We start from the raw sequence: 13,701 nt of genomic DNA on the forward strand, positions 1-13,701 counted from the left end.
TGAACACTGAAAAACAAAACCAATTAATAGATGCACATAAATATAATAATTTAATTGTATTTGGTGGAGAAGGTGTTGTATCTTCTGACTTACTAAAAAACTTAACTAAATAAAAATTATTTTAATTGTAAAATATATCTTAAAAGTGGCTGCCTCAAAACAAAAGTTTTAGGCAGCCACTTTATTATTAATTTTTTTGTTAAATGTAAAGATATATTTTATTTGATTTTTAAATAATACCAAAATTTACTAATCAATCTTAAAATTTACTTAATAAATTATAAAATGTATAGAACTATTTTATAATTTCTATATAATAATATATAAATGAGGTATATAAATAATAATAAATAAAAATTATATAAATTCTTTGTAAGATATAGTAATTTTACTATTAGTATCTTTTAAAGCAAAAGTAATCTACAATACCAACTAATTATTTATTTAAATATACCTACGTAAGATAAACACTTTATTATATAGGAGGAAGCTAAAATGGAGAAAAAACAATATATTTGCCCAAAATGTGGTTGCACTGAATATGAAGATGATCAATTTCAAGCAACTGGAGGAACTTTAGCCAAAATGTTTGATGTTCAAAATAAAAAATTTATTACAATAAGTTGTGCAAGATGTGGTTATACGGAATTATATAAAGGTCAAACTACAACAGGAATGAATATATTAGATTTCTTAACATCATAAACTAAATAATAAATTTAAAACACTTACAAATGAAATTGTAGGTGTTTTTGTTTTGTATAATTTGAGAATATATTATTAAGAATTATTTTCAATAAAGCTTATAACACTTTTATTTATGGCACTTTTTATGCTATAATACATAGGTAAAATCAAGTTTTGGAGGAAATGAAATGAATGATATAAAAGAAAATAAAGGACGCTTCTTAATTGAAACTTGGGGCTGCCAAATGAATGAAGAAGATTCAGAAAAATTATCTGGTATGTTAAAAGAAGATGGATATATAGAAACTACAGAAACAAGTGAAGCTGATGTAATAATATTTAATACTTGTTGTGTACGTGAAAATGCAGAATTAAAGGTTTATGGAAACCTTGGAAGATTAAAGAAACTTAAAAATATAAATCCTAACTTAGTTATTGCAGTTACTGGTTGTATGATGCAACAAGAAGGAATGGCAGAGGAAATTAAAAAGAGATTTCCTTTTGTAGATATTATAATAGGAACTCATAATTCACATAAATTTATAGAATATTTACATCAGGTAAAAGATGATAAAGCATCTATAATAAGTATACAACCTAAAGAAGAAGGTATTGTAGAAAATATTCCTATAGATAGAAAAGGTAGCGTTAAAGCTTTTGTTACTATAATGTATGGATGTAATAATTTTTGTACATATTGTATAGTTCCTTATGTAAGAGGAAGAGAAAGAAGTAGACATTATAGCGACATAGAAAAAGAAATAAAAGACTTAGTAAGTGAAGGATATAAAGAGATAACACTACTTGGTCAAAATGTAAATTCTTATGGTAAAGATTTAGAACCTAAACTCTCTTTCGCAAATCTTTTAAGAAAACTAAACACTATAGAAGGACTTGAAAGAATAAGGTTTATGACTTCTCATCCTAAGGATTTAACAGATGATGTTATAGAAGCAGTTAGAGATTGTGACAAGCTTTGTGAACAGGTACATCTTCCAGTTCAATCAGGTTCTACAAATATTCTTAAGAAAATGAACAGAGTTTATACAAGAGAGCAATATTCAAACTTAGTTTCTAAAATAAAAAAAGCTATACCAAATGTAGCACTTACTACTGATATTATAGTAGGATTTCCAGGAGAAACAGAAGAAGATTTTGAAGATACTTTAAGTTTGATGAAAGAAGTTGAATATGATTCTGCCTTTACATTCTTATATTCTAAAAGATCAGGAACTCCAGCATATAGCTATGAAAATCAAGTAGACGAAAAAGTAAAACATGAAAGATTTGATAGATTAAAAAAAGTAGTTAATGAGATTTCTCAAAAGAAAAATAAAGCTTATGATGGTAAAACTGTAGAAGTTTTAGTAGAAGGACCTAGCAAAAACGATTCTTCAAGATTAATGGGTAGAACAAGAACAGGAAAACTTGTTAACTTTACAGGAGATAAAAGTACTATAGGAGAACTTGTTAATGTTAAAATAACAGAAGCTAAGTCATTTTCACTATTAGGTAAAGAAGTTAAATAGTAAAAGAAGCTCTATGTAGAGCTTCTTTTAGAATATAAATGTTAAAATAAGGAGGAACTATAATGGGGTTAACTCCAATGATGAGACAATATTTAGAAGTAAAAGAAAGTTCCAGTGATTGTATATTGTTTTTTAGATTAGGTGACTTTTATGAAATGTTTTTTGATGATGCAAAAATAGCATCTAAAGAGTTGGAATTAGTTCTTACAGGAAGAGATTGCGGTTTAGAAGAAAGAGCTCCTATGTGTGGAATTCCTTATCATTCAGCCAATTCTTATATTAGTAAATTAGTTAGTAGAGGATATAAAGTAGCTATTTGTGAACAACTAGAAGATCCTTCTTTAGCTAAGGGAATAGTAAAAAGAGGTATAAGAAAAATATTAACTCCTGGAACATATACAGATTCTTCATTTCTAGAAGAAAATAAAAACAGTTATATTATGAGTATGTATTTAGAAAAAAGTAATAGCAGCTGTGGACTATGGTTTGCAGATATTTCAACGGGAGAATTTAATTGTACAAGCACTTTTTTTGATGAATCTATAATATTAGATGAAATATCAAAATTTTCTCCTAAAGAAATACTTCTTCAACATAATTTTGGAAAAAACTTTATAAATATAATAAAAGATAGATTTCCAGGTATAGTTATAACTACTTTAAAAGAAGAAGATTACACTAAAAATATAATAGAAGATCAATTTAAAGATTTTAATAAGGAGGATTTTAATAATTCAATTTTAAAATCTGGTAATGGTCTTTTATCATACATATTGCATACTCAAAAAAATTTGTTATCAAATATAAATAAAATTAACCATTATAATATAGTTGATTATTTAACTATAGATGTGAATTCAAGAAGAAACTTAGAGCTTACAGAGAATTTAAGAGAAAAAACTAAAAAAGGTTCTCTTTTATGGGTACTTGATAAAACTAATACTGCAATGGGAGCAAGACAACTTAGAAGATGGATAGAACAACCTTTAATAAATAAATTAGCTATAGAAAATAGACTTTCTGCTGTAGAAGAAATATTAAACAATATGTCCTTCCACGAAGATTTAAAAGAATGCTTAAAAGAAATATATGACATAGAACGAATAGTAGGTAAAGTTGCTTCTAAAAGTGTAAATGCTAAAGAACTTATTTCTTTAAAAAATTCTATAAGTAAAGTTCCTAGAATAAAAGAGTTACTTTCTAATTTAAGTAGTAATTTATTATCATCTATGTATGAAAACCTAGATACTTTAGAAGATATACATTCCCTTTTAGATAAATCTTTAATGGATAGTCCAGCCTTATCTGTAAAAGAAGGAAATATAATAAAGGATGGATATAGTGAAGACGTAGATTCTTTAAGATTTGCTAAAACTAACGGTAAAAAGTGGATTGCCTCTTTAGAAAACCAAGAAAAACAGGTTACAGGAATAAAATCTTTAAAAGTAAAATACAATAGGGTTTTTGGATATTTTATAGAAGTAACTAAATCAAACTTAAAATTTATACCAGAAGGAAGATATATAAGAAAGCAAACTCTTGCTAATTCAGAAAGATATATAACTCCAGAACTTAAAGAAATGGAAGACAAGATATTAGGATCAGAAGAGAAACTTATAGATCTTGAATACAAACTATTTATAGAAATAAGAGATACTATAGAAAAAAATATTGGAAGAATGCAAAAAACTTCTAAAATAATAGCTGATATAGATTGCTTAAGTTCATTAACTACAATAGCTTTAGAGAATAACTATAAAAGACCTACTATAAATATGAATAATGAAATACACATAGAAGAAGGTAGACATCCAGTAGTTGAAAAAGTTATCCCTAAAGGAGAATTTGTATCTAATAATACTAAAATAGATACAAATGATGAGCAGCTTTTATTAATAACAGGTCCTAATATGGCAGGTAAATCTACTTATATGAGGCAAGTTGCTTTAATAGTTTTAATGACTCAAATAGGAAGTTTTGTTCCATGTAAAAGTGCAGACATTTCTATATGTGATAAGATATTTACAAGAATAGGAGCTTCAGATGATTTAGCTGCAGGTAAATCTACTTTTATGGTAGAAATGTGGGAAGTATCTAATATTCTTAAAAATGCTACTCCTAATAGTTTAGTGCTTTTAGATGAAGTTGGACGTGGAACTAGTACTTATGACGGTCTTAGCATTGCTTGGTCTGTTATAGAATATATGTGTAAAAATAATAAGCTAAGATGCAAGACTTTATTTGCAACTCACTATCATGAGCTTACCAAATTAGAAGGCATGATTAAAGGAGTAAAAAATTATTCAGTTTCAGTTAAAGAGCTAAAAAATGAAATTATATTTCTTCGTAAGATTATACAAGGCGGTGCAGATCAATCCTATGGAATTGAAGTTGCTAAATTAGCAGGTATTCCAAAAGAAGTTATAGATAGAGCTAAAGAAATACTATGTAATATCGAAAGTAAAGAAAAAGAAGAAAATAAAATAAATCAGTGTATAGATAAAGAGTATAAAAAAGAAGAGAAAGAAAAAACTAAATCTTTAAAATCACAATTAGAAGAAGAGATTGCATCAAAAGAAGTAAGTGTATCTTTTGATGAAGAAGAAAATAAAATAGATAAAAAATCAGCTAATACAAAAAAAGATACACCAAAACAATTAGGGTTTAATGATATTGAAAAAGATCAGCTTTTAACTTATATTAAAAGTATAGATGTATTAAATTTAACTCCTATGGAAGGATTTAATAAATTATACGATATAATAAGTAAAGCTAAAAAATTATAAAATGGTGATTATATGTCAAGAATAAATATTTTAAATGTAGAAACTAGTAATAAGATAGCTGCTGGAGAAGTTATAGAAAAACCTTTTTCTGTAGTAAAAGAACTTGTAGAAAATAGTATAGATGCAGGTGCTAAAAATATAAGTATAGAAATAATTGATGGAGGCCAAAAAAGTATAAAGATAATTGATGATGGTCAAGGTATACATCCAGATGATGTAGAAAAAGCTTTTATGCCCCATGCTACTAGTAAGATAAAAGGAATTGATGATGTATATAAAATAAGCACAATGGGTTTTAGAGGAGAAGCTCTAGCTAGTATTTCTTCTGTAGCAAAAGTTAAACTTACAACAAGAGTAGAAGAAAAAGATTTTGGAAAAGAAATTTCTATAAATGGTGGAACATTAGAGTATTCAAAAGAAGCTGGATGTAATGTAGGTACTACCATAGAGGTTAAAGATTTATTTTTTAATGTACCTGCTAGACTTAAGTTTTTAAAATCTTTTAAAAGTGATTCTACATATATAAAAGATATTGTAAACAGACTAGTTTTATCTCACAGTGATATAGCATTTACCTTTATAAACAATGGAAAGCAAACTATAAGAAGCTATGGAACAAGTAAATTAAAAGATACTATAAGATGTGTATATGGAAAAACAGTTTACGAAAACATAATAAACTTTGAAGATCATACAGATATAGCATCTATATATGGATATGTAGGTAATTCAGATATAAGTAAAAAAAGTAGAAGTAAACAAAGTGTTTTTATAAATAAAAGATATGTAAAAAGTAAGATTATAGGTGCAGCAGTTGAAAGTGCCTTTAAATCTTTTTTAACAGTTAATAACTACCCTTTTTTCATATTGTTTATTGATATATTTCCAGAGTATATAGATATAAATGTTCACCCAACTAAATCAGAAATAAAATTTAGAAATGAAAGATTTATTTTTAAATTAGTATTTGATACTGTACATGAAGCTTTGAAAAATAGCTTAAAAGATAACTTTGATGAGTTATTTAAAAAAGAAGAAATTTTAGATTTAAATACTTTAAAAAAAGAAAAAGAAAATTCTTTAGAGCAAATTAATATGAGCCAAAGAGAAAATAATTTAAATTCATTAAATAAAAATGTAGATAGTTCTAATCAAATTTATAAAGATGATAATACTTATAAAGTAAAATTTCCTGTGGACTTAAACAATTTTACTTCTGATAAAAATGATGAAAAGAATCAATATGAACTTAAAGAAGAATTTGTAAATTTAATGCATAATAAAGGAAATGCATACAAAGACTATCATTGTACTGCAAAAGAAGATAAAAATCATTATAATTCTAAAAATGAAAATAATTCAAAGAATGATTTAAATAATACTATTAATTATAATACTCCGGAAAAAAATTTAGATTATAAAAATGCTGGTGAAGAAATTACCCAATATACTACTTTAGATAATACAAATAAAGAAAATGAAGTTGAAAGACAATTAGAAGATAGCTCTATAAAAATAATTGGACAATTTAAAAATACTTATATATTAATAGAAAAAGATGATGATTTATATATAATAGATCAACATGCAGCTCATGAAAAAGTATTATTTGAAAAATTTATGAAAGAAATAAATGAGGCAGCCATAGTATCTCAACTTTTATTAACTCCAGATGTATTAGAACTTTCTGAAGAAGACTATGACATATATTTAAAAAACGAGAATATATTTAAAGATACAGGGTTTTTAATAGAAGGTTTTGGAGAAAATACTATAAGTATAAGGCAAGTTCCTATGATACTTGGAAAACCTAGTGTAGAAAAACTATTTTTAGAAATATTAGATAACTTGAAATCTATGGGCTCTGGAAAGAAAACTGAAGTTAAATATATGTCTATAGCAACACTTGCTTGCAAATCTGCAGTTAAGGCTCATGATAGTTTATCTATTGAAGAAATCAAAAGACTAATTAGAGATATGACAAATAGTGATAACCCTTTTACATGTCCTCATGGTAGACCAACTTTAATTAAAATTACTTTAAATGAGCTAGAAAAAAAGTTTAAAAGAATACAGTAATGAGGGAGGAAGAAGACTTGAAAGAATTACTTATAATATCAGGCCCTACAGCTGTAGGAAAAACAGATATATCCATAAAACTTGCTAAAAAATTAAATGGAGAAATCATATCATCAGATTCTATGCAGATATATAAATATATGGACATAGGTTCTGCTAAAATAACAAAAGACGAAATGCAAGGAATACCTCATCATCTTATTGATGTAGTAAATCCTGAAGAAAGTTTTAACGTAGCCAAATTCAAAGAGTTATCAGAAAAAGTAATAGATGATATAGCCTATAGAGAGAAGCTTCCTATGATAGTAGGAGGAACTGGGCTTTATATAAATTCTTTGATATATAATTATGAATTTACAGATGCAGATAAAGATGAAGAATATAGACAATATCTTTGTGATTTAGCTTCACAAAAGGGTAAAGAATATGTTCATGGTCTTTTAAAAGAAATTGATTCAGAGTCTTATGAGAAGTTGTATCCAAATGATTTAAAAAGAGTGGTTAGAGCTTTAGAAGTTTATAAAATCACAGGGAAAACTATAAGTGAATATAAAAAAGAAAATGAAAAAATACTTTATGATATCCCTTATAATATATACTATTTTGTTTTAAATATGGATAGAGAAGTTTTGTATGAAAGAATAAACAAAAGAGTGGATATAATGATAAATAATGGACTTATAGAAGAAGTTAAGAAACTAAAAGACATGGGATATACAGAAGAAATGCAATCTATGAAAGGTATTGGATATAAAGAAATACTATATTATTTAAATGGTAAAATTTCTTTAGAGGAAGCTATATATCTTATAAAAAAAGGAAGTAGAAATTATGCTAAACGTCAATTGACTTGGTTTAGAAAAGACAAAAGAGCTATTTGGATAAATAAAGATGAATACAAAAATGAAGATGATATAGTAGAATACATTATAAATACTATAAAAAACAAAAGAGATATAGATAAAAATAAAGGGTTTTAATAATCACATATAGAATAATAGTATAATGAAGTAATTTTATTTTTATTCTACTTTGTAAAATGTAATAGAGGAGGTAAAATAATGAGTAAAGTAGTTAATAATTTACAAGATATATTTCTCAATGGAGCAAGAAAGAATAGAACTTCAGTTATTATATATTTAACTAACGGATTTCAATTAAAAGGATTCGTAAAAGGCTTTGACAACTTTACAGTGATACTAGATTGTGATGGAAAACAAATGATGATATATAAACATGCAATATCTACTATAACTCCATCTAAACCTTTATTATTTACAGCAAATCCTGATTCAGACAGATAAAAGGATAGGTTTATACCTATTCTTTTTTATGCGTTAATATAAAACATAAATAGCAATTAATAGATAACAAATAATAATTTAAGTTGAATTTCTTTAATTTAATGATAATTAGTTGAACTAATTCTATAATTTTAAAACATGTTATATTAATATAAATTTTCTATAAAAAACTTATAGTTAATAATAAATTAACTGATAGCTTATATACATAAACTTAAGGAGGAGCACAATATAAAATGCTAAAAATAACAGAAGAAAGTTTGAAAAAAATATATGGAATAAATGATAAAACAATTAAACTTTATAATAAGGCCATGGAAGATGTTAAAGGTCAATTTGATAAATATGATGCTATAAGAGAATATAATCAAATAAAAGTATTAGATGCATTTCAAGAGGAAAGAATAAGTGATTCACATTTTACTAATTCAAGTGGATATGGATATGATGATATAGGCCGTGATTCTTTAGAACGAGTTTATGCTAGAATATTTCATGCTGAAAGTGCTTTAGTTAGACCTCATTTTGTAAATGGAACTCACGCAATAGCATCTTGTCTTTATGGAAACTTAAGACCTGGGGATACTATGCTTTCAGTGTGTGGATCTCCCTATGATACTCTACATGGTGTGATAGGAATAGCTGGAAATGGAAAAGGATCTTTAAAAGAGTTTGGAATAAAATATAAACAATTAGATTTTAAAGAAGATGGTGTATTAGATTTTGAAAAGATAGAAACTACTTTAAAGGAAGACAAGACTATAAAATTAGTTCATGTTCAAAGATCTACAGGTTATGGTTACAGAAAAGCACTTAAAATATCTTCTATAAAAAAATTAGTTGAAGTTATAAAAGGAGTAGACCCATCAATTATTTGTTTCATAGATAACTGTTATGGTGAATTTATAGATACTATAGAACCTACAGATGTAGGAGCGGATTTACTTGCTGGTTCTTTAATTAAAAATATAGGTGGAGGAATATCTCCAACCGGTGGATATGTAGTAGGTAAAAAAGATTATGTTGAACAAGCATCTTACAGACTTACTGTTCCTGGAATAGGTGGAGAGTGTGGATCTACATTTGGTGTTATGAGATCTATGTATCAAGGATTATTTTTAGCTCCACATATAGCAATTGAAGCATTAAAAGGTGCAGTATTTTGTTCTAGAATAATGGAACTTGCAGGTTTTGAAGTATTGCCTAAATATGATGATGAAAGAAGCGATATAATTCAAGCTATAAAGTTTAATGATAAAGATAAATTAATAAAATTCTGCCAAGGAATACAAGCAGGCTCTCCAATAGATTCATTTGTAACTTGTGAGCCATGGGATATGCCAGGATATGATGATCAAGTTATTATGGCAGCAGGAGCCTTTATACAAGGATCTTCCATAGAATTGTCTGCAGATGCACCAATAAGAGAACCATACATAGGATACCTTCAAGGTGGACTTACTTTTGACCATGCTAAGATAGGTATATTAATTTCTCTTTCTAAAATATTAGCAGAGTAAATTAAAATTTGATTTTTACAAATATAATAAGAGGGATATAAAGCTTATAATTGTGAGCTTTATATCCCTCTTATTATTAAATATTATTTTAATTATATCTTTATAATAACTATTTAACTAATTTTGCATGAATTACAAGCCTTGCATCATCAAAGTCATAGGCACAAGTACTTAATGTTATTATAGTATCTTTACTATTTAAGTTTATATCTGTATTAAATAATGACTTGTTTTTTATTGTATTTAAAAATAAAGAATATTCTTTATATATATTATTATAGATTAAAAGTTAAATGGAAGAAATACAACTGAAAATATAATCTTTTAAAATCAACATATTCAAAAATCTAAGTAATATTTATAATATGTTAATAATAGATTAGTAACAAGAATAAAGTTTAAGTAAACGTTTAATAATTTCTATTTACAGAAAAATTTTAGATTTTCAATCTATTTAATAGATTATTTATATTGATGATAAATTATAAAGTTTGCCATTAATAATTACATAATTCATAAATTATTAATCATTTGTAAACATATTGTACATATATACATATCATACATATTGAGTGTGTTTATCAATTTCATTAAACGTTTTCAAATATTATTTTACATACTTATAATATTTTGCATAATTAAATTTTAATATCAAGTTGGAGGTATGTTTAATGTTAAAAAACAAATTATCAGTTATCCTAGCATCTGCTTTATTCACATTTTCTTTACTTGGAGCAAAGCCTGTTTATGCTAAAACAACGGATAACTCAAATCCAAACAATTCAACTGTTCAAGAAGAAGTACAAAAAGCTAAAGACAGTGGTCAAAAAGTAACAATTATGTATTATTGTGATGCTGACAACAACTTAGAGCCTCATTTATTATCAGATATTGATGAAATGAAAAAAGGGTACCATAATAATCCTAATTTGAATTTAATAACACTTGTAGATAGAACACCAGGATATACTAATCAAAAAACAACTTTAGGAGAAAATTTTACAGATACAAGACTATATAAGATAGAGCATAATAAAACAGAAAGATTAGATGGAGGAAATGAATTTCCTGAAATAACTAAGAATAGCAACTACGAAGCCAATATGGGGAATCCTGATGTTCTTAAAAAGTTCATTAACTATTGTAAAGCTAATTATAAAGCTGATAAATATGTTCTTGTAATGTCTAATCATGGTGGAGGAGCAAAAGAAAAATTAAAACAAAATCCTAAATTAAAAAAGGCAATTTGTTGGGATTATAGCAATGATGAAGATTGTCTTTATATGCCAGAAATTTCAGATCATTTAAATTCTTCTCAATCTGTTGATGTTCTTGCTTTTGATGCATGCTTTATGGGTACTGCAGAAGTAGCATATCAATATAAACCAGGTAATGGTGGATTTTCAGCTGATAGTATAATAGGTTCTGCTCCATCAGTTTGGGGTGATGGTTTTCAATATGATACTATTTTCAATAGAATAAAAAAGGGTGGAGAAGTTACCAATGAAAGTGATTTAACATTAGGCGGAAAAGAGAAAAGTTTTGATCCTTCAACTATTACTAACGAAGAGCTTGGAGCAATCTTTGTAGAAGAACAGAGAGATTGTACAAAAGGTGATAGATATGGTTATGACCAACAATTAAGCTTTTATGATTCAACTAAGATTAACTCAGTAAAAGAATCTATAGATAAATTAGCTATTAACTTGAGTAAAGAAAATAAAAAAGCACAAATAGAAGACTTAAGGGGAAGTAAAACAAAGAGTGTTAAAGTAATGCATTATTTTGATGAAAGTCAAGCAGATTATTGGGCTTCTTATCCATACTTTGATATATATGATTTATGTGAAAAAATAAATCAAAGTAGTAATTTTAGTGAGGAAACTAGAACTTTAGCTTCAAATTGTATGAATAAAATAGACCAAATGGTAGTTTATTCTTTTGAAAATTCATACCAATCATTTAAAGAAGGTAAAAACGGATTAAGTATATTCTTGCCAGATGGAGATGGAGAATATAAATATGGTGATTGGTGGTCAGGATATAAAACAATTTCTTATCGTAAATTGCACACTTGGTATAATTCAATAGATACAGTTAAAGAAGGATTAGAACCTTACGGAAAATTAAGATGGTGTAAAGATGGTGAAGATTCTAGAGTTAATAAAGTTGGTAACTGGTTTGAACTTTTAGATTCTTGGTTTGATAGTAGTAACGATTCAAAAGGCGGAGTTAACCATTATCAATGGTAATTTAAAGATTTAAATTCTTTATTTATGAATAATAAAATTAGTGATTATAACTATAAAAATATGAAATTATAAATATAAAAAACTAACGGATGGTTTAAAACCATCCGTTTTTGTCTATAATAACAACTAATACTTTCTATATAATCCAACTAATTTTCCTAGAACTTTACATGTATCTACTATTATAGGTTTCATTGTTTTATTTTCAGGTTGAAGTCGTATATGATCTTTTTCTTTAAAAAATCTTTTTAAAGTAGCTTCATTCTCTATAAGAGCTACAACTATATCACCATTTTCACAAGTATTAGATTTTTCAATTATAGCTAAATCTTCATCCATTATTCCAACATCAATCATACTTTTTCCAGATACTTTTAACATGAAAAGTTCATTAGTACTTTTTACATATTCTATTGGGAGTGGAAATATATCTTCAATATTTTCTATAGCTAAAATTGGAGCTCCTGCAGTTATAGTTCCTATAATAGGAATATTTACAATTTCTTTTTTAGTGATATTTTCTGAAATTTCAATAGCCCTAGTTTTAGTTTTATCTCTTTTTATCAAGCCTCTTTTTTCTAATTTTTTCAGATGGCTATGTACTGTAGAGGTGGAACTTAAACCTACTGCTTTGCAAATTTCTCTCACAGAAGGAGGATAGCCTTTTTCTTTTATTTGAAGTTTTATGAAGTTATAAATTTCTTCTGGTTTATTACTGGTCCTGGCCATAATTACACCTCTCTTAATATTTATTAATTTAAATTATACCACAAAATTCAAATTTCATCAAACTTATGTTCTTTTCTTATAGAGAAATATGAAAATATATGATTTAATAGAATAACTAGACTTTATCTGTTATAATTATAGTTGCTTTAAAATATTAAATGCAAAATGGAAAAGAGGTTTTTAAATGGAAATAAAATATTGTATATTTAATGAAAAAAAAGTCTGTGACAACTGTGGAGAATGTGATGTATGTGATTTAGACTCTAATAAAAAATGTGATAACTGTGGTAAATGCCTAGAAAAAGAAGGGTATGATACTAAAGCTATAAAAATAACTGACGTTAATGAAGATAAAAAATTTATAAATAAAGATGAATTTGAAAAATCAGTAGAAGAAATTCAATCAGAATATAAAAATTGGGAAGAAATAGATGAATTTGTTAAAGATAAAAACAATAAAGATAACATAGATTCTAAAGAAAAACTAAAATCTTTATTAGAAGATTATAATGATGATTATAAAGCATTAGAGGATACTTCAATAGAAAATAGGGAAGACATAACTATAGAATTTATTGATGATATAGATGGACTAGAAGAAGTTTTAGAAGATGATGATAGACTAAAGAGAGTAGGGAAGGAACAATTTCCAGGGTTTATAAAACTAAATGATAAAGATAATAACTAACTAATACAACTAGTTAGTTATTATCTTTTTACTTTGCCCTCTTTTATTGATGTGTAACCAAATATACATAACAACTATAAAATAACAATCATTATAAGGATTTCAATTTGTAAAAGCTCTCTTAAAC

The 13,701-nt window shown here is 26.2% G+C and carries 10 protein-coding genes; 9 read left to right on the plus strand and 1 reads right to left on the minus strand.

What is annotated here, in order from left to right; all coding sequences use genetic code 11:
* Positions 1 to 495: 495 nt before the first annotated feature.
* The 8 genes from ABDZ71_RS10635 (at position 496) to cloSI (ending at position 12,157) form a co-directional block, all read left to right on the plus strand.
* A complete protein-coding gene (locus ABDZ71_RS10635) occupies positions 496 to 705 on the plus strand; it encodes a zinc ribbon domain-containing protein (protein ID WP_343761521.1) in 210 nt (69 codons plus the stop codon).
* Between the two features lie 170 nt (positions 706 to 875).
* A complete protein-coding gene (gene miaB, locus ABDZ71_RS10640) occupies positions 876 to 2,216 on the plus strand; it encodes a tRNA (N6-isopentenyl adenosine(37)-C2)-methylthiotransferase MiaB (protein ID WP_425544708.1) in 1,341 nt (446 codons plus the stop codon).
* 62 nt (positions 2,217 to 2,278) lie between these two features.
* Complete coding sequence (gene mutS / locus ABDZ71_RS10645) at positions 2,279 to 5,002, plus strand: DNA mismatch repair protein MutS (RefSeq protein ID WP_343761523.1); 2,724 nt, start codon at positions 2,279 to 2,281, stop codon at positions 5,000 to 5,002.
* A 12-nt stretch (positions 5,003 to 5,014) separates the two neighbouring features.
* Positions 5,015 to 7,081, plus strand: coding sequence for a DNA mismatch repair endonuclease MutL (gene mutL / locus ABDZ71_RS10650; protein WP_343761525.1), 2,067 nt, complete (start codon positions 5,015 to 5,017; stop codon positions 7,079 to 7,081).
* A gap of 17 nt (positions 7,082 to 7,098) precedes the next feature.
* Positions 7,099 to 8,061, plus strand: a complete 963-nt coding sequence (gene miaA / locus ABDZ71_RS10655) for a tRNA (adenosine(37)-N6)-dimethylallyltransferase MiaA (protein WP_343761527.1) — start codon at positions 7,099 to 7,101, stop codon at positions 8,059 to 8,061.
* 81 nt (positions 8,062 to 8,142) lie between these two features.
* Positions 8,143 to 8,385, plus strand: coding sequence for an RNA chaperone Hfq (gene hfq, locus ABDZ71_RS10660; protein WP_343761529.1), 243 nt, complete (start codon positions 8,143 to 8,145; stop codon positions 8,383 to 8,385).
* Positions 8,386 to 8,621: 236 nt separating this feature from the next.
* Positions 8,622 to 9,905: a methionine gamma-lyase family protein gene (locus tag ABDZ71_RS10665; protein ID WP_343761531.1), complete on the plus strand. Its 1,284-nt coding sequence runs from the start codon at positions 8,622 to 8,624 to the stop codon at positions 9,903 to 9,905.
* Positions 9,906 to 10,576: 671 nt separating this feature from the next.
* Entirely contained in the window at positions 10,577 to 12,157 is a 1,581-nt protein-coding gene (gene cloSI, locus ABDZ71_RS10670; RefSeq protein ID WP_343761533.1) for a clostripain, read from the plus strand.
* 126 nt (positions 12,158 to 12,283) lie between these two features.
* Here cloSI and lexA read toward each other — a convergent pair whose 3' ends face one another.
* Positions 12,284 to 12,886, minus strand: a complete 603-nt coding sequence (gene lexA / locus ABDZ71_RS10675; protein WP_343761535.1) for a transcriptional repressor LexA — start codon at positions 12,884 to 12,886, stop codon at positions 12,284 to 12,286.
* A 184-nt stretch (positions 12,887 to 13,070) separates the two neighbouring features.
* Here lexA and ABDZ71_RS10680 point away from each other — a divergent pair, with 184 nt between their 5' ends.
* The gene (locus ABDZ71_RS10680) at positions 13,071 to 13,574 is read left to right on the plus strand and encodes a hypothetical protein (protein ID WP_343761536.1); all 504 of its coding nucleotides are present in this window, start codon (positions 13,071 to 13,073) and stop codon (positions 13,572 to 13,574) included.
* The last annotated feature ends 127 nt before the right edge of the window (positions 13,575 to 13,701 follow it).

Source organism: Clostridium oceanicum, assembly GCF_039521385.1.
GTDB classification, from domain to species: Bacteria; Bacillota; Clostridia; order Clostridiales; family Clostridiaceae; genus Clostridium_F; species Clostridium_F oceanicum.

Coding starts and splice junctions, on each gene's coding strand:
- ABDZ71_RS10680 (WP_343761536.1), top strand. CDS start 13,071: ATGGAAATAAAATATTGTATATTTAATGAAAAAAAAGTCTGTGACAAC.
- mutS (WP_343761523.1), top strand. CDS start 2,279: ATGGGGTTAACTCCAATGATGAGACAATATTTAGAAGTAAAAGAAAGT.
- miaB (WP_425544708.1), top strand. CDS start 876: ATGAATGATATAAAAGAAAATAAAGGACGCTTCTTAATTGAAACTTGG.
- ABDZ71_RS10635 (WP_343761521.1), top strand. CDS start 496: ATGGAGAAAAAACAATATATTTGCCCAAAATGTGGTTGCACTGAATAT.
- hfq (WP_343761529.1), top strand. CDS start 8,143: ATGAGTAAAGTAGTTAATAATTTACAAGATATATTTCTCAATGGAGCA.
- lexA (WP_343761535.1), bottom strand. CDS start 12,886: ATGGCCAGGACCAGTAATAAACCAGAAGAAATTTATAACTTCATAAAA.
- cloSI (WP_343761533.1), top strand. CDS start 10,577: ATGTTAAAAAACAAATTATCAGTTATCCTAGCATCTGCTTTATTCACA.
- ABDZ71_RS10665 (WP_343761531.1), top strand. CDS start 8,622: ATGCTAAAAATAACAGAAGAAAGTTTGAAAAAAATATATGGAATAAAT.
- mutL (WP_343761525.1), top strand. CDS start 5,015: ATGTCAAGAATAAATATTTTAAATGTAGAAACTAGTAATAAGATAGCT.